This window comes from Ruminococcus sp. D54t1_190329_F1 (genome assembly GCF_015551645.1).
Taxonomy (GTDB): Bacteria; Bacillota; Clostridia; order Lachnospirales; family Lachnospiraceae; genus Blautia_A; species Blautia_A faecis.
In genome coordinates, this window is the sequence record NZ_JADNDC010000007.1 from 102,686 (window position 1) to 124,385 (window position 21,700).

At 45.2% G+C, this 21,700-nt stretch carries 17 protein-coding genes; 10 read left to right on the forward strand and 7 right to left on the reverse strand.

Annotated elements, in window-relative coordinates; genetic code table 11:
- Positions 1-37: 37 nt before the first annotated feature.
- Together I2D69_RS04800 and I2D69_RS04805 are read right to left on the reverse strand one after the other, a co-directional pair.
- Positions 38-1,291 (reverse strand): CapA family protein, encoded by a 1,254-nt coding sequence (locus tag I2D69_RS04800; RefSeq protein ID WP_195379474.1) that lies wholly within the window; start codon positions 1,289-1,291, stop codon positions 38-40.
- 148 nt (positions 1,292-1,439) lie between these two features.
- Entirely contained in the window at positions 1,440-2,813 is a 1,374-nt protein-coding gene (locus I2D69_RS04805; protein ID WP_177968310.1) for a sodium-dependent transporter, read from the reverse strand.
- A 369-nt stretch (positions 2,814-3,182) separates the two neighbouring features.
- Between I2D69_RS04805 and I2D69_RS04810 the strand changes: the two genes are divergently transcribed.
- Complete coding sequence (locus I2D69_RS04810) at positions 3,183-4,016, forward strand: deoxyribonuclease IV (protein WP_195379475.1); 834 nt, start codon at positions 3,183-3,185, stop codon at positions 4,014-4,016.
- Between the two features lie 669 nt (positions 4,017-4,685).
- Here the strand turns inward: I2D69_RS04810 and I2D69_RS04815 are convergent.
- From I2D69_RS04815 to I2D69_RS04825, 3 genes are all read right to left on the reverse strand, one after another.
- Complete coding sequence (locus I2D69_RS04815; RefSeq protein WP_118578845.1) at positions 4,686-5,675, reverse strand: 2-hydroxyacid dehydrogenase; 990 nt, start codon at positions 5,673-5,675, stop codon at positions 4,686-4,688.
- Positions 5,676-6,120: 445 nt separating this feature from the next.
- Complete coding sequence (gene aroA, locus I2D69_RS04820; protein ID WP_195379476.1) at positions 6,121-7,395, reverse strand: 3-phosphoshikimate 1-carboxyvinyltransferase; 1,275 nt, start codon at positions 7,393-7,395, stop codon at positions 6,121-6,123.
- Between the two features lie 174 nt (positions 7,396-7,569).
- Positions 7,570-8,679: a prephenate dehydrogenase gene (locus I2D69_RS04825; protein ID WP_148461963.1), complete on the reverse strand. Its 1,110-nt coding sequence runs from the start codon at positions 8,677-8,679 to the stop codon at positions 7,570-7,572.
- A gap of 210 nt (positions 8,680-8,889) precedes the next feature.
- On the opposite strand from I2D69_RS04825, the gene I2D69_RS04830 reads away from it, so the two are divergent.
- Both I2D69_RS04830 and I2D69_RS04835 read left to right on the forward strand, forming a co-directional pair.
- On the forward strand, positions 8,890-10,980 hold the full coding sequence (locus tag I2D69_RS04830; protein WP_118578841.1) for an elongation factor G: 2,091 nt from the start codon (positions 8,890-8,892) through the stop codon (positions 10,978-10,980).
- Between the two features lie 85 nt (positions 10,981-11,065).
- Positions 11,066-12,124, forward strand: a complete 1,059-nt coding sequence (locus I2D69_RS04835) for a hypothetical protein (RefSeq protein WP_195379477.1) — start codon at positions 11,066-11,068, stop codon at positions 12,122-12,124.
- A gap of 169 nt (positions 12,125-12,293) precedes the next feature.
- Here I2D69_RS04835 and I2D69_RS04840 read toward each other — a convergent pair whose 3' ends face one another.
- Both I2D69_RS04840 and I2D69_RS04845 read right to left on the reverse strand, forming a co-directional pair.
- Positions 12,294-13,850, reverse strand: a complete 1,557-nt coding sequence (locus I2D69_RS04840; RefSeq protein ID WP_148461965.1) for an ABC-F family ATP-binding cassette domain-containing protein — start codon at positions 13,848-13,850, stop codon at positions 12,294-12,296.
- Between the two features lie 131 nt (positions 13,851-13,981).
- Positions 13,982-15,730 carry an NFACT RNA binding domain-containing protein gene (locus I2D69_RS04845; protein ID WP_195379478.1) on the reverse strand — a complete coding sequence of 583 codons (1,749 nt, stop codon included), beginning with the start codon at positions 15,728-15,730 and terminating at the stop codon, positions 13,982-13,984.
- A 262-nt stretch (positions 15,731-15,992) separates the two neighbouring features.
- On the opposite strand from I2D69_RS04845, the gene I2D69_RS04850 reads away from it, so the two are divergent.
- From I2D69_RS04850 to I2D69_RS04880, 7 genes are all read left to right on the forward strand, one after another.
- Positions 15,993-16,871: a YicC/YloC family endoribonuclease gene (locus tag I2D69_RS04850; protein ID WP_195379479.1), complete on the forward strand. Its 879-nt coding sequence runs from the start codon at positions 15,993-15,995 to the stop codon at positions 16,869-16,871.
- Between the two features lie 211 nt (positions 16,872-17,082).
- Positions 17,083-17,349: an extracellular matrix/biofilm biosynthesis regulator RemA family protein gene (locus tag I2D69_RS04855; RefSeq protein WP_118578014.1), complete on the forward strand. Its 267-nt coding sequence runs from the start codon at positions 17,083-17,085 to the stop codon at positions 17,347-17,349.
- Positions 17,342-17,968, forward strand: coding sequence for a guanylate kinase (gmk, locus tag I2D69_RS04860; RefSeq protein ID WP_173769073.1), 627 nt, complete (start codon positions 17,342-17,344; stop codon positions 17,966-17,968). The genes I2D69_RS04855 and gmk overlap by 8 nt, the downstream gene beginning before the upstream one ends.
- Before the next feature lie 135 nt (positions 17,969-18,103).
- The gene (gene rpoZ, locus I2D69_RS04865) at positions 18,104-18,448 is read left to right on the forward strand and encodes a DNA-directed RNA polymerase subunit omega (protein ID WP_173769072.1); all 345 of its coding nucleotides are present in this window, start codon (positions 18,104-18,106) and stop codon (positions 18,446-18,448) included.
- A 1-nt stretch (position 18,449) separates the two neighbouring features.
- Positions 18,450-19,787 (forward strand): 30S ribosomal protein S12 methylthiotransferase RimO, encoded by a 1,338-nt coding sequence (gene rimO, locus I2D69_RS04870; protein ID WP_118578016.1) that lies wholly within the window; start codon positions 18,450-18,452, stop codon positions 19,785-19,787.
- The gene (gene pgsA / locus I2D69_RS04875; protein ID WP_195379480.1) at positions 19,771-20,310 is read left to right on the forward strand and encodes a CDP-diacylglycerol--glycerol-3-phosphate 3-phosphatidyltransferase; all 540 of its coding nucleotides are present in this window, start codon (positions 19,771-19,773) and stop codon (positions 20,308-20,310) included. The genes rimO and pgsA overlap by 17 nt, the downstream gene beginning before the upstream one ends.
- A 127-nt stretch (positions 20,311-20,437) precedes the next feature.
- Entirely contained in the window at positions 20,438-21,700 is a 1,263-nt protein-coding gene (locus tag I2D69_RS04880; protein ID WP_195379481.1) for a competence/damage-inducible protein A, read from the forward strand.

The following is a 21,700-nucleotide window of genomic DNA, read 5'->3' on the forward strand; positions in this document are numbered from 1 at the left end:
AGCTTTCGCTCTGGGGGGCTGAATAACATATTTTCTTCTATCCGATCCAGGAGCTTCTTTCCTGGATTTTTTCCATAATTCTGGTCTTTTCATCCCCTTCAGCAGGCGTTGGCTGGTAATTGTTATAGCCGTAAGCGGAGGAGATGGAACATGGGATGATATTTGTTACATTATCTGCTTTTACGCCGTCATTTGAGATGGTAAAGGTCTGCTGGAAAATCATACTGTCCATGTCACTTGGGGCGCTGTTTCCGCCGAAGCAGAAGTTTCCAAGGCTGTATACAATATTTTTTCCTTTATATTCTTCAATTCCCTGAAGTACATGAGGATGATGTCCGCACACCAGGTCAGCGCCAAGGTCAATGGCAAGATGTCCAAGTGTGGTCTGATTGGAGTCTGGAACGGTTTCTTTTTCGTTTCCCCAGTGAAAGATAACGATGATCAGCTCTGCACCATCTTCTTTTACCTTGGCAATGTTGTCTTTCAGCTGCTGTTCACGCTCAAGATGATCGTATAACTCATAGATTCCCACAAGACCTACTTTTACCCCTTTTATATCCATTACGGCCGTCTCATCATAGCCAAAATGAACAATTCCCTGGGCATCCAGGGCGTCCATGGTATCCTGAAAGCTCTGCTCGCCGTAATCATGGCTGTGGTTGTTGGCTGTGTTTACTGCTTCCACAGAACTGCTGGAGTAAATTCCTGCAAAAGACGCAGGGGCTTTGAATGCGAAGGTTTTATCCTCGCGGCTGCTGCTGTCTGTGAAGGTTCCTTCATTGTTGGCGATAGTCAGGTCATCTGCTTCAAAAATGCTCTTTACATTCTGTAAAAAGTATTCTTTTCCATAATTTTCAAAATATGCATTCAGGCTGGTACTGTAATCGAAGGCTTCATCTGTACCAAGGGTACAGTCTCCCACAACGCTTATAGTAAGGGTGACTGGGGTGTCGTGCTTCGATTTTGTTGAAACAGTATCGCTGCTTTCGGAATCAGAAGATGAATCTGAGCTGTCACTGGAAGATTCTGCAGTCTGCTTAGCTCCATCGGCAAATGAAGAATCGTTCTTTTCACTGTCAGAAGAAAGAGCAGAACCTGTTGTCTTTTCGTCGGTTGCGTTGTTTACATTCGAAGAGTTTACACTCTTTGTCTTTCCTGCACATCCCCGGACGATTAGGATCAGTACTACCAGCAGCAGGACACCCCCCGCGGACATGCAGATCTGCCGGATCTTTTTCTGGCGCTGGCGGTAATATTTGGATTTTTTGTATAAATTTTTTTTCTTTTGCATACGTCTATCCTCATATGGCTTTTTGTATATGATGTCGCCGACAGGCGACGTGTTTGTTCCGTATAAACATTGAGGCAAAAATCCATAGGTCATGTTTTGAGTGAATAGCCCTGTGAACTTTTGCCTTTGATTTACATTACAATAATATTTATCTGAAGAACTTATCGTAATAACCCATTACGAAAATCAACAGTACAATAAGCGGCAGTACATAGGTAAGATACGGACGTGCCCACTTCGGAAATTTAATGCCGTTTCCTGTATCCGCTTCTTTGATGAAATTGTCCCATCCCCATCCGTAGCGGGTTACGCAGAACAGCAGGTAAACAAGGCTTCCAAGCGGAAGCAGGTTATTGGAGATGATGAAGTCCTCCAGATCCTGTATGGTGCTTCCTGCGCCCAGTGGCTGAAATCCGCTCCATACGTTGAAACCAAGTACGCATGGCATGGATAAAACAAAGATTGCAATTCCGTTTACCAGAACTGCCTTCTTACGGCTCCAGCCCCACAGATCCATGGCAAAGCTTAAGATATTCTCAAATACTGCAATGATGGTGGAGAGAGCTGCGAATGTCATAAAGATGAAGAACAGTGCACCCCAGAAACGACCGCCCATCATCTGGTTAAACATGTTCGGCAGTGTTACGAATACAAGTCCAACACCCTGTGTAGGGCTTACATTGTAAGCAAAGCATGCCGGGAAAATAATAAGTCCGGCCATTAGTGCCACGAAAGTATCCAGAATACCAATCTGGATGGATTCGCCCATAAGGCTACGGTCTTTGTCGATATAACTTCCAAAGATTGCCATTGCGCCGATCCCAAGGCTCAAGGTGAAGAATGCCTGTCCCATAGCGGCATAAATACCGGAAAGCAGTCCGTTCTCTTTCAGACGGCCAAAATCCGGGAGAAGATAGAACTTAATACCCTCGATGGCACCTGGAAGCGTACAGCTCTTAACGCAAAGAACTACCATAATAGTAAGAAGACATACCATCATAACCTTTGTGATACGCTCAACACCTTTTTGCAGTCCCATGCAGCAGGTACCAAAACCGAATGCAGTTACGATTACCATCCAGAAGGTCATTTCTCCAGGATTGGAGAGCATGGTGTTAAATACGTTTCCTACCGCTTCTGTATCAAGACCTGTGAAGGTGCCGCTTGCTATTTTAAAGAAGTAAGCCAGCATCCAGCCGCCTACAGTGGTGTAAAACATCATCAGCATATAGTTGCCAAGCATGGCTCCATAGCTGTAAAGGTGCCATTTGGTGCCCTTTGGCTCAAGGAGATGGAAGCTTCTGGCAGCGGACTTGCGGCTTGCGCGTCCGACAGCAAATTCCATAACCATAATAGGCAGTCCAAGAATTACAAGGAACAGAAGATAGATCAGTACAAATGCTGCGCCGCCGTACTGTCCTGTTATATAAGGGAAGCGCCATACATTGCCGATTCCAATGGCGCAGCCGGCTGAAATGAGAATAAATCCAAGCCGGGATGAAAACTTTTCACGTTCTTTCATGTTGATTTCCTTCCTTTTTTCTATGTATGAATTCTGTGAAAAAATATGGGACAAAAGTCTTTTTTACAGAAGAGCACACCTTTTAACAGTATAAGAATAAAATGGGTTTTCGTCAATAAATATCTTGAAAAAGAAGGGGGAAATGCTAAAATATATAGGATGTACTTAAGGAGTGCCTGAGAGTCAGCTGTTTCGCGCCTATGGCGCTCCCGCAGCTGCCGACCGCAATCGTAATCCGGGCCATCGCCCTACTTACTCATACGGTCTAGCCCGTTCGATATCCAAGAGTTCGCTCGTGCAAGCATGGCTCATTTTTGGCTACCGTACGGGATTTTCATAATAAAATAGTAAATAAGAAGGGAAAACGACATGTTATATATAGGAAATCATACTTCATCATCCAAAGGCTACGCAGCCATGGGACGCCAGATTGTAAAAAATGGCGGCAACACGTTTGCATTTTTTACCAGAAATCCAAGAGGAGGGAATGCCAAAGCTATTGACCCTGCAGATGTGGCGAAGTTTCAGGAGATTGCCAGGGAGCATGAATTCGGCAAAATCGTGGCGCATGCGCCTTATACCTTAAATGCCTGCGCGGCCAAAGAAAATCTGCGGGATTTTGCCAGAAATACTTTTTCGGATGATCTGAAACGCATGGAAGCCACACCAGGAAATTATTATAATTTCCATCCAGGCAGCCATGTGGGACAGGGAATAGAGGTTGGAATTCAGAAGATTGCAGAAGTGCTGAATGCAGTTCTTACTGAAGAACAGACCACTACAGTTCTTCTTGAAACCATGGCTGGAAAAGGCTCTGAGGTGGGAAGCTATTTCCAGGAGCTTCGTGCCATCATGGACCTTGTAGAAAAACGCGATAAACTTGGAATCTGCCTGGATACCTGCCATGTGTGGGATGGTGGCTACGATATTGTAAACGACCTGGACGGTGTCATAACTGAATTCGACCGCATCATCGGTCTCGACCACTTAAAAGCCATCCACCTAAACGACAGCCTCAATCCTCTTGGCAGTCACAAAGACCGCCACGCCAGAATCGGGGAAGGCCAGATTGGTCTTGATGCCCTTGTCCGTGTCATCCGGCACCCGGCATTGGAGGGTAAGCCTTTTATTCTGGAAACGCCTAATGATGATGAGGGTTGGACAAGAGAAATTGCACTTCTTAGGGAAAGATATTCAGAATAAATTGCTATTTAGTGTGTTGGTCGTTATTCCGGACGCGATTTCACAATGTATATTCACCGCCGCGCGTCGCAACGTTCCGGCAAGCTAATGACTAACTACGACTAAGACGCTCAGGAGAGCCTTCGCGCCTAAGTCTCCGTAAGTCATGGATCTCGCCTCCACTAAAACCGCTCCTAAAATGCGCGGCTTGCGAATATACATTGCAAAATCGCTGGTTACTGAAAAGGGAAGAAAGAAACAATAACGACAACAACGGGGGTGGGTGAAGTAGTTGGTATCCCGCAACTTTATTGCTTTTTCTAATCTATCGTTGTCAAGAAAGTATCGGGAAACCAGTCACTCCCCCTCCCCTTCGTTAAAAGTTCTTGCTAACCAGCAAGTCCCAGCCAGTACACAGCATTTGGGCAATGTGTATTACTCCAGCGAGCCATTTTAGGCGCGCTCTTAGCGGAAGCGAAATCCAGCGCTTACGGAGACTTATGCGTGAGGGCTCTCCCGAACGCATTAATCGCAGTTAGCGATTAGTTCGCTGCAGCGTTGCGCCGGCGAGTGAGTAATACACATTGTCCAAATGCGTCCCTCCTGAAGAACTTTTAACCAACTAAATAGAAAAACGGTGTTTCAATACCTATGCATTGAAACACCGTATTTTCTATAGTGATTTATGAATTATGAAAGAACCTCGTTCTTCAGCTCATCTCCATTGATATAAGCCTGCGCATTCTCCATAGTTGTCTCTGCAATGTTAGTGAGCGCTTCTTCTGTAAAGAATCCCTGATGGGAGGTCATGGTTACGTTCGGGAAGGAGAGAAGCCTCTGGATCAAGGAAGTCTGCATGATGCTCTCAGACAGATCCTCGAATACATAATCAGATTCCTCCTCGTAAACATCCAGACCAACTGCGAAGAACTTATGGTCGCGGATACCGGAAATCAGATCCTCCGTCTTGATAAGACCGCCACGGGAAGTGTTTACAAGGATAACTCCGTCCTTCATCTGGGCAATTGTCTTTTCGTTGATAATATGTTTGGTTTCGTCAGTAAGCGGGCAGTGCAGGCTGATCAGATCACTGGTAGCCAGCAACTCATCGAGAGAAACGTATTCCAGGAAGTCAAGATTCTTGTTGGGGAAAAGATCATAAGCAATGACCCGCATTCCAAATCCCTTGCAGATTCTTGCCATAGCCTGACCAATCTTACCAGTACCGATAATACCGGCTGTTTTCTTGTAAAGGTTCACGCCCATAAGACCGCTTAAAGTAAAGTTGTTCTCACGGCATTTGATGTAAGCCTTGTGAGTGTGACGGTTAGCTGTAAGCGCCAGCGCCATTGCGTGCTCTGCAACAGCCTCGGGAGAGTAACCTGGTACACGCAGAACTTTCATGCCATATTTGTGGGCTGTCTTAAGATCCACGTTATTGTAACCAGCGCAGCGCATAAGGATCAGTTTTACACCCTGCTGATGTAATTCTTCAATAACAGGAGCGCCAAGATCTGCATTTACAAAAGCACAGATGGCTTCATAACCTTTTGCAAGAGAAGCGGTCTCCTCATGGATATTTGCTTCAATAAATTTAATCTTAATATCTGGAAATTCAGGTAAAAGTTTTTCAAAAAACTGCTCGTCATAATTTTTGGTTCCGTAAAATAAAATTTTCATTATTTCTGGCTCCTTTCTTGTGGCAGCCGCTCTTTTGTCTGGGCTGTTCACCTTCGCTTTGTTTGTTTTAGTGTTCCTCAACTTACAGTGGGATTATACGTTATTTTTTTGAAGAAAAAAAGAGGAAAACGGAAAGTTTTTTAACTTCGTCGAAATCGTTAAAAGAATATCAATATAGAAATGAGATTAAAACGAATTTTAAAATTGCACAGAAATTAATACATGTTAAAATGTGCAATATGTATATTTTAAAAGAAAATACAAGCATATAATCTGGCAAAATATGATAGTTTCACTAAACTAACATTGACTATTATTTAACATAAAATAATAGGAATGCACATCTAAAAAGGCAAAAAAACAGGAACCTAAATGGAAAAATGGTTACTGCTCACTCCGTTCACAGTAACGAAAAATGTTCTCATTTAAGTTCCTGAGGCTCAGATTATTCCCCTAACCGATACAGATCCTCATAAAATTCCGGATAAGAAATCTTCACACAGTCCCCCCCCTTAATAGAGAGTGGTCCATCACAGAGCAGTCCGGCAACAGCGAAGGACATAGCCACTCTGTGATCCAGGTAAGAGTCAATCTCTGCCCCATGCAGTGGTTTTCCCCCATGAATGATCATGCCGTCATCTGTAGGTGTAATGTCCGCACCCATGCGGGAAAGATTCTCTGCCATAACCAGAATACGGTCTGATTCTTTTACTTTAAGTTCTTTTGCATCCTTGATCACAGTAGTTCCCTCTGCGAAAGCAGCCATAACTGCAATCATCGGAATCTCGTCGATAAGAGTCGGAATGATTTCCCCGCCTACTGTTGTACCGTGAAGAGAACTGGTGCGAACAAGAAGATCAGCGGTAGGCTCTCCTTCCATATTTACATTTAAGAGCGTAATGTCAGCTCCCATATCCTTGCACACACGGAGCAGTCCGTCTCTTGTGGGATTGATTCCCACATTCTTCAGAAGAATCTCACTGCCTGGCACCAGAAGTCCTGCAGCGATGAAATAAGCAGCAGAAGAAATATCCCCAGGTACTGTAATTTCTCTGGCAAAAAGAGATGGTTCCGGAGCAATGGAAGCGGTAGTTCCCTCAGAAGTTACCCGAGCTCCAAAATAGTTTAACATGATTTCTGTATGGTTCCTGGAAAGAACCGGTTCGGTGACGCTGGTAATTCCGTCAGAATACATTCCTGCCAGAAGTACACAGGATTTTACCTGAGCAGAAGCAACTGGGGAATCATAGTGAATGGCCTTCAGAGGATGACCTGTGATCCGAAGGGGAACACAGTTATTTCCCTTTATGCTTGCAATATCAGCGCCCATGGAAAGGAGAGGCGTCATGATCCGTTTCATGGGACGGCTCTGGATAGAGTCATCGCCGGTAAGCTCCGATACAAAATTCTGTCCTGCAAGAATACCGGAAATCAGGCGGGTAGTTGTGCCACTGTTTCCAACATCCAGAATATCAACAGGGGCAGATAATCCGTGGAGTCCTTTTCCATGAACCAGGATTTCTCCGTTGTTATTCTCAATATCAATACCCATTTTGCGGAAACAGGAGATGGTGGAAAGGCAGTCAGCTCCTTCCAGAAAATGGGTGATCTTTGTGGTTCCTTTGGCAAGGGAACCGAACATGACGGCACGGTGGGAGATGGATTTGTCGCCTGGAACTGTAAGTTCTCCGTGGAGATTTGTAAGTTTTTTTATTTCCATAATAATCGTTCCTTAAATATAAAGTTTCATACAGCAAAAACAGGTATCGACTATATTGCTTATAAAGAATTAGACGAGTCAATATGGCGTTTACTTCATATTTGCTGTATTGATACAGAGTTTGTCTGAAAAAATAATTGTAATGTATCCAATAAACAACTGTCGGTGCGCAGGTTATCGCTCATAAACAATATAATTGCGCTTTTTCAAAAGTGCAATGGCCCGTTCCATAGCGTCTTCTTCATAAAATTCGATTTTCAGAACGCCCTGCTCGAATTCGCGGTTGTGGATGATGCCGATGTTTTTAATGCTGATCTTGTCCATGGCAAGGATGGTGGCAATGGTAGCGATTCCGCCGGCCTCATCTGCAATATCCAGATAAAGCACATAAGCCTTGCGGATAGGACCATTATCCACAACATCAATGGAATCACGGTAATCCCTGGAGCTTGCAAACATCTGATAAATAGCATCTGCCTCCTTCCCATCTGTAGCACAGTTGTCTACAGAACAGCGGATCTGGATCAGCATGCGGATGTAGTCGTCCAGAACATTGGAAATGTTCTCATGGTTTTCCATGCAGATCTGCTGCCACATAACGGGAGAGGAGGAGGCAATCCTTGTAATATCGCGGAAACCGCCTGCAGCGATGGTCTTCATATATTCGGCATCGTTGTCTAGGGTTTTTACCAGATTTACAAGGGCGGAAGCAATAATATGGGGCAGATGGCTTACACCTGCTGTAATAAAATCATGTTCTTCAGCTGTAAGCACCATAGGGATAGCACCAAGAGAACTGATCAGCTCTGTAAAATCTGAAATATATTCCAGTCCCACTTCCCCGCCCGGAGTAAGAATATAGTATGCATTTTCCAGAATGCGCTCGTTGGAATGGTCAAAACCGGTTTTCTCAGAACCGGCCATAGGGTGACCGCCGATAAAGCAGTCTGTCATTCCCAGCTCATCCACTTTCTGATGGATGATTCCCTTTACACTTCCCACATCTGTGATAATGCAGCCTGGCTGGCGGATCTCTTTCAGATATGCAAGGCACTCCAGGTTGATCTCTACCGGAGCACATAAAAATACATAATCACAGGATCCAAAGCGTGGATCCTTCATTTCCTCACAGACACCATCTATAATGCCGGTGCTAATGGCGGAGGCAAGTGCTTCCTTACTGCGGTTATAGGCCAGAATGTGGTAATCCGGATGGTACTTCCGGATGGCCTTGGCGATAGAGCCGCCAATCAGACCGAGACCGATAAAACCGATTGTCTTCATAATATAATGTCGTTTCCTTTCCTTCGTTAAAGTGAAAAATTATCTTATGATATTGTACGAGATTCCTCGCAAATTGTCAATTCCTACAGAAATGACAAAATAATCTAAACTTTTTTGAAAAAAGACCGTCAAAATCCCAGAAAATACTTGAAATTCTTCTGAATATTTAGTAAAATATGAACATATTAGACAAACAGGGAGGTATTACATATGGACGTTTTTAGAACTGACCGAATCAGAAATGTAGTGCTGTTAGGACACGGCGGTGCTGGAAAGACAACTCTGGCAGAAGCAATGGCATATCTTGCCGGCTTGACCAACCGTTTAGGCCGTGTAGAAGATGGCAATACAGTCAGTGATTATGATAAAGAAGAAATCAAACGACATTTCTCTATCACTACATCTCTGATTCCGGTCCCGTGGCAGAAGAACAAGGTAAACATTCTGGACACTCCCGGATATTTTGACTTCGTAGGAGAAGTTGAGGAAGCTGTCAGCGCTGCAGACGCAGCAATCATCGTAGTATCAGGTAAGGCAGGGGTACAGGTTGGTACCCAGAAGGCATGGAATCTCTGCGAGAAGTATAAACTTCCGCGAATGATTTTCGTTACCGATATGGACGTGGACGATGTAAGTTACCGTAAGGTAGTAGATCAGCTTACCGAGCTTTATGGCAAGAAGATTGCCCCGCTGCATTTCCCGATCCGTGAGGATGGCAAGTTCGTGGGATATGTTAACGTTGTGAAGCAGGCCGGAAGAAAATATATCGACAAGGGACAGAAGGAAGAGTGCGAGATTCCTTCTTATCTGGATGAGTATCTTGAGAAGTATCATGATATCCTGATGGAATCTGTAGCAGAGACCAGCGAGGAATTCATGGATCGTTATTTTGAGGGAGACGAGTTCTCCGTTACAGAAGTTTCCGCAGCACTTGCCGCCAATGTACAGGATGCAAGCATTGTTCCGGTATGCATGGGATCCCCGATCAATCTTCGCGGCGTATCCAACCTTCTGGACGACATCTGCGGATATTTCCCAAGCCCGGACAAACGTTCCTGCAACGGTATTTCCCAGAAGACCAACGAGATTTTTGAAGCAAATTACGATTTCGCCAAAGCAAAATCAGCATATGTATGGAAATCCATCGTGGATCCATTCCTTGGCAAGTATTCCCTGATCAAGGTTTGCTCCGGTGTTATCAAATCTGATGATACCCTTCTCAATGTTGAGAAAGGCACAGAAGAGCGCCTGAACAAATTATATGTTCTTCAGGGTTCCAAGCCTATCGAAGTTCCAGAGCTCCATGCAGGTGATATCGGTGCAATTGCCAAATTAGTCAGTGTTCAGACTGGTGACAGCCTTGCCACCAAGGCGAATCCGGTTCTTTATCCGAAAGCAATTCTTTCCACACCTTATACCTATAAGAGATTTAAGGCTGTGAACAAGGGCGATGAGGATAAGATTTCCCAGGCTCTTGCCAAGATCATGAGCGAAGACAGGACTGTTCGTGTTGAGAACGATGGTGCTAACCGTCAGAGTCTGATCTATGGTATGGGCGATCAGCATCTTGATGTTATTGTCAGCATGCTGAAAGAGCGTTATAAAGTTGATGTAGAGCTTTCCAAACCGAAGGTTCCATTCCGTGAGACCATCCGCAAGAATTCTGACGTAGAAGGCAAACATAAGAAACAGTCCGGCGGACATGGACAGTATGGACATGTTAAGATGCGTTTTGAGCCGTCTGGCGATATGGAGACTCCATACGTATTTGAGCAGGTTGTTGTTGGTGGTGCAGTTCCGAAGAACTACTTCCCGGCAGTCGAGAAGGGCCTTCAGGAATGTGTTCAGAAAGGACCTCTTGCAGCATATCCGGTAGTTGGTGTAAAGGCTACTCTTTATGATGGATCTTATCATCCGGTAGATTCCTCAGAGATGGCGTTTAAGATGGCTACCATCCTTGCATTCAAGAAAGGCTTCATGGATGCTTCTCCGGTACTGTTAGAGCCAATCGTTTCCATGAAGGTTACAGTTCCGGATAAATATACAGGTGACGTTATGGGCGATCTGAATAAGCGCCGCGGCCGTGTTCTTGGAATGAATCCGGATCATAACGGAAATACCATTATTGAAGCTGACGTTCCTCTTCTTGAGATTTATGGATATTCCACAGATCTTCGTTCCATGACTGGTGGAAGTGGTGACTTCTCCTACGAGTTTGCCCGCTATGAGCAGGCTCCTGGTGATATCCAGCAGAAAGAGATCGAAGCAAGAGCAAGTAAGGTTGACGCTGCTGATGAATAAGTAGTATAATGAGACGGAGAATTTCTTGAAGAAGTTCTCCGTCTTTTATGATGGAAGTTCATATGAGGAAAGAAGGAGGAATATTATGAACAGAAAAGGAATCAAAAAGATTATGCTGTTTTTACTTGCTTTTATGCTTGTATTTCCGGTTTATTCATTTGGAAAAGCAGAGGCGGTTCAGGCAGCAGCATTAAAAGCACCGAAGCTTTCCAAGGTGGTACGTGTAAACAAAAGTGTTAAAATTACCTGGAAAAAGAGTAAAGGCGCTTCCGGCTACTATGTTATGCGTAAGACAGAAAATAGTTCCTGGAAAAAAATCAAAACTGTGAAAGGCGGTTCCAAAACATCTTACACAGATAAAAAAGTGAAGAGTGGAACTACATACTACTACACAGTAAAAGCCTACAAAGGAAAGAAAGTAAGTTCCTATAACAAAAAAGGACTGAAAATCGTTTATAAGGTGCCAACCACAACGAAACCGGATACTGCCGGCGGAAATACCACGGCAACAGGTTCCACTGTTGCAAATACAGCTTCCGAATATACCATTGAAACGGATATGGTACTTTCTGGTTCCGGTTCCGGTTACCATGCGAAGCTGGTTGCCTGCACGGCGACCTCTGCAGTAAGCTTTGGTATCCAGTATGACAAGCATGCAAGAGCTCCCTATACAGGTAAGGCATGGTTCATGATCGAGAATGTAGCCCACAATGGTGCAGGCGGTCAGAACTATATCTGGGTTCAGGAAGCGGCCAGAGATAAGACTTACCATGTAATGCTGACTGTGAAAAAAGACGGAACCTGCAGCTGCTACATCAACGGCAAACTTGCCAAAACAGTTAAAAACAGCAGTCTTGCAAACACAACTGTCTATCTTCGCGTAGAGGGTTCTGCAAGATTAAACGGAGATTCTGTAAATGCCACATTCAGCAATATTGAATTGAAGGCTGACGGCAAATATTATGCAGATAAGATCTGGGGTACGCATGATTTCACAACCAATAAGGGAATCAAGGCAGATGCTTCCGGATATGCGGCTTCCAAGCGAGTAACGATCAAGGGAAAAGTAAAAGGACTGGCAAGTGGTCAGGACTGGGATAGTGCATACGAGCAGGTATCTGGAATCATTCAGTTTGTGAACTGATAGATTGAAATGTAACAGAATGCATAAATCCTTCATATATGGTGATGCCGCCGACAGGTGACACGTCCGTTTAGTAAAGGAAATAAAAACAGCATCCAGACAGAAGTATAAAAAATATATTCTGTCCGGATGCTGTTTTGCTTATAAAATAATAATCTTAGTATAGCATTTACAGGATCTTAGTTGTCCATTTACTGCAGTCCCACACCTGTGAAACCACATCCTGATAAAATTCCGGCTCATGGCAGATGAGAAGCACACTTCCACGGTATTCCTTTAGTGCCTCCTTCAGAGCTTCTTTTGCATCCACATCCAGGTGGTTGGTAGGCTCGTCAAGAAGAAGGACATTTGTCTCTTTGTTTACCAGCTTGCAAAGGCGGACCTTGGCCTGCTCACCGCCGGAAAGCACACGGACCTGACTCTCAATATGCTTGGTGGTGAGACCGCATTTTGCAAGTGCGGAGCGTACTTCGTACTGGGTATAAGACGGGAATTCTGCCCAGATCTCATCAATACAGGTAGTTTTGTTGTCACCTTTTACTTCCTGCTCAAAATATCCGATCTGCAGATTGTCTCCTAATTCCCTGGTTCCCTTCAATGATGGGATCAGACCAAGAATACTTTTCAGAAGCGTGGTTTTTCCAATTCCGTTGGCACCTACAAGCGCGATTTTCTGGCCTCTTTCCATGGAAAGGGTGAGAGGGCGGGAAAGGGGCTCGTCATATCCGATCACAAGATCCTTTGTCTCGAAGATGTATTTGCCAGGGGTGCGTCCCTGTTTGAAGTGAAACTCCGGCTTTGGTTTCTCGGCAGCCAGTTCGATCACATCCATTTTGTCCAGCTTTTTCTGGCGGGACATTGCCATGTTTCTGGTGGAAACCCGGGCCTTGTTTCTGGCAACGAAATCCTTCAGTTCGCTGATTTCCTGCTGCTGGCGGCGGTAAGCCGCCTCTAACTGAGCCTTTTTCACTTCATAGACTTCCTGGAAGTGGTCATAATCGCCTACATAACGGTTCAGCTCCTGATTTTCCATATGATAAACGATATTGATCACATCATTGAGAAACGGGATATCGTGGGAAATCAGGATAAAGGCATTCTCATATTCCTGGAGATAGCGTTTCAGCCATGCAATGTGCTCTTCATCCAGATAGTTGGTGGGCTCATCCAGAAGAAGAATATCTGGTTTCTCCAGAAGCAGCTTGGCAAGGAGCACCTTGGTACGCTGTCCGCCGCTGAGATCTGTGACATCACGGTCAAGTCCAAGATCCAGAAGACCAAGTGCCCGGGCAACCTCTTCTACTTTGGAATCAATTACGTAGAAGTCGTGCATGGTCAGGGTATCCTGGATAGTTCCCAGTTCCTCCATAAGAGTTTCCATTTCTTCCGGGGAGGCTTCACCAAGGGAATCACAGATGGTATTCATTCGTTCTTCCAGTTCAAAAAGCCAGGAAAAAGCAGATTTCAGCACGTCGCGGATGGTCATGCCAGGAGCGAGGACAGAATGCTGGTCCAGATAACCTACGCGGACATTTTTTGCCCACTGAATCCTGCCCTCATCTGGCATCAGTTTGTCAGTTACAATATTGAAGAAGGTGGATTTTCCCTCTCCGTTGGCGCCTACCAGGCCAATATGTTCTCCTTTTAAAAGACGGAAGGAAACATCATGGAAAATGGCTCTGTCACCAAAGCCGTGGGTAAGGTGTTCAACATTTAAAATACTCATAGATAACTCCTGTTCTTAAATCAGAGCGCGTTTGAAACAGGCTCCGGTGTATATAGATAGCAGCTTGCGGTTTGCAGAGCAGCCGTTTCGCAAATTCAGGGCTGCATGCAAAGAGGGAAAAACGGTTACAATCAGGATAGCTGCTGGATTCCTGCAATATCTGGTGAAGCCATCAGAGAATAGTTTGTATAATAAACTACAAATCCCGGTTTGGCTCCAGCCGGCTTCTTCACATTCTTTTTCTGGAGATAATCAATCTCTACCTTTGGTGCAGTGCGTCCCTTGGAATAAAAGGCTGCAAGATTTCCTGCTTCTTCAAAGGTGCGGTCCGGAAGTGTGCCGTCTTTTGTCTTTACCACAACATGGGAGCCCGGCATCTTTTTGGCATGGAACCACCAGTCATTTCCTGTGGCAAATTTAAAGGTTAGCTCATCATTCTGGTAGTTGTTTTTTCCTACATAAATATCGTAGCCATCGCTGGAAACATAGTGGAAGGGTTTGGATTTCACCTGCATCTTGGCACCTTTTTTGTTTCCGTAGTGGCGCTTCACATAGCCGTATTCCATCAACTCTTCCTTGATCTGGGAAAGGTCGCTCTCCTCTGCGGCAATGTCCAGGGCATTGGATATGGATTCCAGATGCTCGATCTCGCTTGTAGTATCTGCAATCTGAACCTCCAGAGCTTCCTGGGTACGTTTCAGCTTGCCGTAACGATCGAAATACTTCTTGGAATTCTCCTGGGGGGTCAGGGTAGGATCAAGAGGAATAGTGATTTCTTCTCCATTATAATAGTTCACAGCCTTAAAGGATTTGCAGCCTTCTTCCAGGCCGTAGCCGTAGGTGTTGATCAATTCGCCGTAAACCTTGTATTTGTCCTTTTTCTCAGTGTCTTTCATCTGCTTCTGCTGAAGGCTTAATTTTTTGCGGTTGCGGTCAAGGGCAGTCTGGACGATCTTTCGGAGATCCGCGGATTTCTGGCGGATACGGGTGATCACGTCGCGGGAAGCATAATAGGTTTCCAGCATCTCTGACACAGATTCAAAGGTCCGGGTGGTGAAGCCTTCTCCATATTGGGAAAAAGGAAGAACACCGTATTCAACCGGCTCGTCCCCTTTGAAAACAATAACCGGGGTAAATTCTTCCCCACGGATCTGCTCCATTAAACGGGTAAATTCTGTATAAAGCTGCTCTCTGGTATTCTCATCTAATGTCTGGACATCGTCATTTCCATCAATGGAAGCGCGATAGCAAAGTTCCTGAGCCATTACCGGGCTGAAACCGGTAAGCGTCTGATAGAGAGCTTTGGAGACGGCATTGGATCTGCCGCAAACTTTCTCCATGAAATCCTCTCTGGAAATGGTAAGAGGATCCAGCTTGTCCTGAGTGTGGGGGATGAAATAAGGGCGTCCTGGCAGAACTTCACGTACAGAACTTACGTTGCAGGATACGTGCTTGATACTGTCCAGGATCATATTATTATCATCACAGAAGATAATGTTGCTGTGCTTTCCCATCAGTTCCATAATGAGAACCTTATGGCATACATCGCCAAGTTCGTTCAGGTGCTCCAGCTCAAATTCTACAACACGCTCCAGACCAGGCTGGCGGATCGCAGTGATCCTGGCGCTTCCGATGTGCTTGCGGAGAAGCATGCAAAAATTAGGTGCAGTCAAAGGGCTGATCCGGTTTTTGCCTGTAAAATAGATCAGAGGCAGGGAGGCGCTGGCGGAGAGAAGCAGACGCTTCTGACCATTTGCACCTTTTCCGGTGATCAGCAGTTCGTCACTTTCCGGCTGGGCGATTTTGTTAATGCGTCCCCCGGAGAGATTTTTATTTAATTCAGAAACCATTGCAGCAATGGTAATTCCGTCAAAAGCCATAAAAAAACTCCTTTCTGCTGACAGGTTACCGGTCACTCCGTGAACAGTAACCGTAACATGTAGACTTTATTATAACAGCAAAAAAAGGATTTGACTAGGGTTTTAGAATGAACTATAATAAATCTGTATGCGTAGGCAGCTGTGATCAGAGTGAACAGTAACCTACGTAGAGTTATTGCCTGAATATCAGAGACGATTCTGTTATGAGGAATGGTACTCTTTTCAGACAGTATTCGGAATAAAAATACAGAAAGAGATTACTATGATAAAAAGTATGACTGGCTTTGGAAGAGCCGAGGTGATTACAAAAGAGCGGAAAATCACCGTTGAGTTAAAATCCGTCAATCACAGATATCTGGATCTGAGTATCAAAATGCCAAGGAAGCTGGTTTTCCTTGAGGGTGCGATCCGGAATCTTATGAAGACCTATATGCAGCGTGGTAAAGTGGATGTGTTTATCACATATGAGGACTACACCTTAAGCTGTGGCGCACTGAAGTATAATAAGGAGCTTGCAGGAGAATATCTTGCATATATCCGTCAGATGGCAGAGGAATTTAGCCTTGAGAACGATGTGAAGGCAGGAGCTCTTTCCCGTTATCCGGACGTGCTGACTATGGAGGAGCAGTCTGTAGATGAGGACGCATTGTGGGCAGTTCTGGAAGCACCGCTTCGTGAGGCCTGCGAGAAATTTGCCCAGTCCCGTGCAAGAGAGGGAGAGAATCTGAAGAACGACCTGATCGCCAAGCTGAATGCTCTTGATGAGAAGGTAAGCCAGGTAGAAGCCCGCTCTCCAGAGGTTGTGGATTCTTACAGAGAGAAGCTGGAAGCCAAGGTTCATGAGCTTCTGGAGGATTCTCAGATCGAAGATTCCCGTATTGCAGCAGAAGTTGTCCTGTTCTCCGACAAGATCTGCAACGATGAGGAAACCGTCCGTCTCCACAGCCATATCCAGGGAATGAAGAAGATGCTGGAGGAGAAGGAAGGCATTGGACGCAAGCTTGATTTTATGGCACAGGAGATGAACCGTGAGGCAAATACCATTTTGTCGAAATCAAGTGATCTGATTATTTCCAATATAGCGATTGATCTGAAGACAGAGATTGAGAAGATCAGGGAACAGGTTCAGAATGTGGAGTAACCTAGTACATCGTTTTCGAAATAACTATACCACTCACTTGTCTGTGAATCCGATTGCACAGGTATAAAAGCCTCGGCGTAGCCCGCTACGCCTGCGTTTTTATACCTGCACACTCGAATCCACATCCTACGTGATTGGTATAGTTATTTACGAAGCGATGTACTAGAGAATCAAAGACGTAAGCTTTCCTTATTGACAGAAGGGTGAAAACATGGCAAAATTAATCAATATCGGATTCGGTAATGTGGTGAATTCCCAGAAAATCGTAGCTGTGGTAAACCCGGATGCCGCTCCGGTGAAACGAATGGTTCAGAGTGTGAAAGGTTCCAATTCCCTTGTGGATGCCACTCAGGGAAGAAAGACCAAGTCCGTGATCGTTACTTCAGACCACATTCTGATATTATCTGCGATCCAGCCGGACACGATCGCCCGCAGATTTGCAGAAGTTATAGAAAATAAGGGAGAGGGCCATGAGTAGAGGAGTTTTGGCAGTTGTTTCCGGATTTTCCGGAGCAGGAAAAGGCACCATTATGAAAAGCCTGATGGCGAAGTACGACAATTATGCATTGTCTGTATCTGCCACCACCAGAAACCCCAGACCAGGGGAAGAAGACGGAAGAGAATACTTTTTCCGCACAAAAGAAGAATTTGAGGAAATGATCCGTCAGGATCAGCTGATCGAATATGCCTGGTACGTGGAGAATTACTACGGCACACCTAAGGCTTATGTGGAGGAGCAGTTGTCAGCAGGCAGGGATGTGATCCTGGAGATCGAGATTCAGGGAGCTCGCAAGATCAAGAAGAAATTCCCGGAAGCTGTGCTGGTATTTGTAACAGCGCCCTCCATGGAGGAACTGAAAGAGCGTCTTGTTGGAAGAGGCACTGAGACTGCGGTAGTGATCCACCAGCGTCTTGCAAGAGCTGCACAGGAGGCAGAAGGAGTTGACGAGTACGACTATCTTCTGGTGAATGACCAGCTGGAGGATGCTGTAGACAGGCTTCATAATATTATTCAGAGCGAACATTTCGCCATGAGGAGAAACCTTGGTTTTATCCATGAGATCCAGGCACAGGCAGCAAAGTTTGTGGAAGAATAATCCAAATAAAGAGCAGATGAAACTGCCATAAAATGAAATATCGATTTGCAGATTTATTCACGAAAACACAGTTTGAAACTGCGAATCTTTATAAAAATAATAACAATAATCACAATTTTTGAAAGGAGTATATATATGATCCATCCATCTTATTCTGAGTTAATCGAAGCAATCAATACGAACAATGAGGACGACGATGAGAGCATGGTGCTCAACAGTCGTTATTCCCTGATTCTTGCTACAAGCAAGCGTGCGCGTCAGCTGATCGGTGGTGCAAAGCCGTTGGCAGACAATGTTAAAGGCAAGAAACCTCTTTCTATCGCAATTGACGAGTTATATCACGGCAAGGTTAAGATCCTTCCAGGTAAACATGAGGAAGAGGATTTAGCAGAGATCGCAGGACATTCTGCAGAGGAAATTGCTTCTGAAGAACCTGTAGCTGCAGTTGATCCTGCTGAGTCTGAGGAGAGTGCAGAATAATATGAAATTACTGTTCATTTCCCTTGGATGTGATAAGAATCTGGTAGATTCTGAGGAAATGCTTGGAATGCTTGCTGCAGACGGACATGAGATTGTTGATGATGAGGACGAAGCAGAGGTCATTATTGTCAATACCTGCTGTTTTATCGGTGATGCCAAAGAAGAAAGTGTAAATACCATTCTTGAAATGGCAGAGAAGAAAAAGGCAGGTACCTGCAAGGTGCTGATCGTTACCGGCTGCATGGCACAGCGTTACAAGAAAGAAATTTCAGAGGAAATACCTGAAGTGGATGCCATTCTTGGTACAACCTCTTACGGCGATATCAGCAAGGCTGTAAAGGAAGCCCAGGCAGGTAGACACTTTGAAGAGTACAAGAGCATTGATTTTCTTCCGGATATTTCCGGCAAGCGTATGTTGACCACAGGTGGACATTTTGCATATCTGAAAATTGCAGAAGGCTGTGACAAGCATTGTACCTACTGTATTATCCCCAGACTCCGGGGCGGCTACAGAAGCGTGCCTATGGAGCAGCTCGTAAAAGAAGCCCGGTCTCTTGCTGAAAAAGGGGTGAAAGAGCTGATTCTGGTTGCCCAGGAGACCACTGTATATGGCAAGGACATCTATGGAAAGAAATCTCTTCATGTCCTTTTAAAGGAGCTTTGCAAAATAAAGGGAATCCGCTGGATCCGTATTTTGTACTGTTACCCGGAAGAGATTTATGATGAGCTGATTCAGACTATGAAGGAAGAGAAGAAGATCTGTCATTATCTGGATCTTCCGATCCAGCATGCAAGTGACCGTGTGCTGAAACGCATGGGCCGCCGTACCACCAAGCAGGAGTTGGTGGATATTATTGGCAGGCTGCGCCGGGAGATCCCGGATATTTTCCTTCGTACAACCCTGATCAGTGGTTTTCCTGGAGAGACACAGGAAGACCACGAAGAACTGATGGAGTTTGTGGATGAGATCGAGTTTGACCGCCTTGGTGTTTTCCCATACTCTGCTGAGGAGGATACCCCGGCAGCCACTATGGAAGATCAGATTCCGGAGGAGGTCAAGGAAGCCAGACGCGATGAGATCATGGAACTTCAGCAGGAAATTTCTCTTGAAAAGGGTGAGAGCCGCGTTGGTCAGGTGCTGACTGTTATGATCGAGGGCAAAGTATCCGGAGAGAGTGCGTACATCGGACGCACCTACGGAGATGCGCCGAAGGTCGATGGATATATTTTTGTACAGACTGGCGAACTTCTCATGACAGGAGATTTTGCGAGAGTCCGGGTTACCGGAGCTTTGGAGTACGATTTGATAGGAGAGCTGGAAGATGAATACACCGAATAAACTGACTATTGCCAGAATGATCCTGGTACCGTTTTTTGTATTATTTATTCTGACTGGCTGGGGCGGAGATGCCAACCGCTATATCTGCCTTGCTATTTTTGTAGTGGCAAGTATTACGGACTGGTTTGACGGTTATCTTGCCCGCAAGAATAATCTGGTTACCAATTTTGGTAAATTCATGGATCCTCTTGCTGACAAGCTTCTTGTTTGTTCTGCACTGATCTGCATGATCGAGCTTGACCGCCTGCCGGCATGGTTCGTGATCATTATCATTGCAAGAGAATTTATTATCAGTGGCTTCAGACTGATCGCTGCCGAGAACGGCGTTGTCATCGCTGCAAACTACTGGGGCAAATTTAAAACTGTATCCCAGATGGTCATGATCATTCTTCTGATCCTGAACTTTGGGGGAGTTTTTGAAATACTGACACAGGTTTTTGTATGGGCATCACTTGCTCTGACGGTGATCTCTCTGATCACTTATATTGTGCAGAATAAGAATGTAATTTCCATGCAGGAATAAAATAGCTGCTGCCCGCGAAACGTTTTTGCGTGCAGAGAGTGAGAATATCTGAATGTAAATCAGCCAGCATCTTTGTGAGCAGAGATGTTGGCTGATTTCAAACATGCTCTGGAAAAGAGGTATATATATGATTGCAGAACTTGTAGCTGTAGGAACTGAGATTTTGCTGGGAAATATTGTAAACACCAACAGCGCATATCTTTCTGAGAAATGTGCCCAGCTTGGACTTTCTGTTTACTATGAGTCTGTTGTGGGAGATAATCGCGACCGAATGAAAGCTGTGATTGCATCTGCCCTTGACAGATCTGACGTGGTAATTCTTTCAGGAGGTCTCGGACCAACTGAGGATGATCTGACTAAGGAAGTATGTGCTGAGGTAATGGGACTTCCTCTTTCTGAAGATCCTCATTCCCGTAAGCGTATTGAGCGCTATATGAAGGAATATAAGAAGAATCATCCGGACAGACGTGTGACCTCCAATAATTATAAGCAGGCGCAGGTTCCGGAAGGCGCTATTGTGCTTGATAACCACAACGGTACAGCACCTGGTCTGATCCTTGAGAAAAATGGCAAGACTGCCATTCTTCTTCCGGGACCGCCTAACGAGCTGATCCCTATGTTTGAGGAGTCTGTTTTCTCATATCTTCGCAAGAAACAGCCGGAGATCATCTGCTCCCAGGTTGTGAAGATCTGTGGAATCGGTGAGAGTCAGGTGGCTGCCGATATCCAGGATATGATCGAGGCTCAGACAAATCCAACGCTTGCTCCATATGCAAAGACAGGAGAGGTTCATCTCCGTATTACAGCCAAGGGTGAGGATGAGAAATCCTGCAAGAAGCTGATCAAACCTGTAGTAAAGGAACTTCAAAAGCGATTCGGCAAAAATGTATTTGCCCTGGATGCGGACAAAACGCTGGAAGAATCTGTTGTGGATCTGCTGAAGGAGAAAGAATTAACTCTGTCTCTTGCAGAATCCTGTACAGGTGGTGCCATTGCTGCCCGCATTGTAAATGTTCCAGGTGCTTCCCAGGTGTTTACCCATGGATTTGTTACTTACAGCAACCGTGCCAAGAGAGAATGTCTTGGAGTGAAGAAATCCACATTGAAAACAGTGGGAGCTGTTTCTGCAAAATGTGCCAAACAGATGGCAAAGGGGGGCTGCGCAGCTTCAGGAGCTGATATCTGTCTTTCTGTTACCGGCCTTGCAGGCCCGGATGGCGGAACCAGTGAGACTCCTGTTGGAACCGTGTTTATGGGTTGCTGCTGCAATGGACATACGGTTACCCGGGAATATCATTTTACCGGAAACAGGACCAAAATCCGTCAGCAGGCTGTTGCTAGTGCACTGGTGTTGCTTCGCGAGTGCATGATGGGAGAAGTTGAGAAGTAA

What these genes read in the sequence shown, in the direction of transcription:
- I2D69_RS04800 (WP_195379474.1), bottom strand. Translation starts at nt 1,291, where the DNA reads ATGCAAAAGAAAAAAAATTTATACAAAAAATCCAAATATTACCGCCAG.
- I2D69_RS04805 (WP_177968310.1), bottom strand. Translation starts at nt 2,813, where the DNA reads ATGAAAGAACGTGAAAAGTTTTCATCCCGGCTTGGATTTATTCTCATT.
- I2D69_RS04810 (WP_195379475.1), top strand. Translation starts at nt 3,183, where the DNA reads ATGTTATATATAGGAAATCATACTTCATCATCCAAAGGCTACGCAGCC.
- I2D69_RS04815 (WP_118578845.1), bottom strand. Translation starts at nt 5,675, where the DNA reads ATGAAAATTTTATTTTACGGAACCAAAAATTATGACGAGCAGTTTTTT.
- aroA (WP_195379476.1), bottom strand. Translation starts at nt 7,395, where the DNA reads ATGGAAATAAAAAAACTTACAAATCTCCACGGAGAACTTACAGTTCCA.
- I2D69_RS04825 (WP_148461963.1), bottom strand. Translation starts at nt 8,679, where the DNA reads ATGAAGACAATCGGTTTTATCGGTCTCGGTCTGATTGGCGGCTCTATC.
- I2D69_RS04830 (WP_118578841.1), top strand. Translation starts at nt 8,890, where the DNA reads ATGGACGTTTTTAGAACTGACCGAATCAGAAATGTAGTGCTGTTAGGA.
- I2D69_RS04835 (WP_195379477.1), top strand. Translation starts at nt 11,066, where the DNA reads ATGAACAGAAAAGGAATCAAAAAGATTATGCTGTTTTTACTTGCTTTT.
- I2D69_RS04840 (WP_148461965.1), bottom strand. Translation starts at nt 13,850, where the DNA reads ATGAGTATTTTAAATGTTGAACACCTTACCCACGGCTTTGGTGACAGA.
- I2D69_RS04845 (WP_195379478.1), bottom strand. Translation starts at nt 15,730, where the DNA reads ATGGCTTTTGACGGAATTACCATTGCTGCAATGGTTTCTGAATTAAAT.
- I2D69_RS04850 (WP_195379479.1), top strand. Translation starts at nt 15,993, where the DNA reads ATGATAAAAAGTATGACTGGCTTTGGAAGAGCCGAGGTGATTACAAAA.
- I2D69_RS04855 (WP_118578014.1), top strand. Translation starts at nt 17,083, where the DNA reads ATGGCAAAATTAATCAATATCGGATTCGGTAATGTGGTGAATTCCCAG.
- gmk (WP_173769073.1), top strand. Translation starts at nt 17,342, where the DNA reads ATGAGTAGAGGAGTTTTGGCAGTTGTTTCCGGATTTTCCGGAGCAGGA.
- rpoZ (WP_173769072.1), top strand. Translation starts at nt 18,104, where the DNA reads ATGATCCATCCATCTTATTCTGAGTTAATCGAAGCAATCAATACGAAC.
- rimO (WP_118578016.1), top strand. Translation starts at nt 18,450, where the DNA reads ATGAAATTACTGTTCATTTCCCTTGGATGTGATAAGAATCTGGTAGAT.
- pgsA (WP_195379480.1), top strand. Translation starts at nt 19,771, where the DNA reads ATGAATACACCGAATAAACTGACTATTGCCAGAATGATCCTGGTACCG.
- I2D69_RS04880 (WP_195379481.1), top strand. Translation starts at nt 20,438, where the DNA reads ATGATTGCAGAACTTGTAGCTGTAGGAACTGAGATTTTGCTGGGAAAT.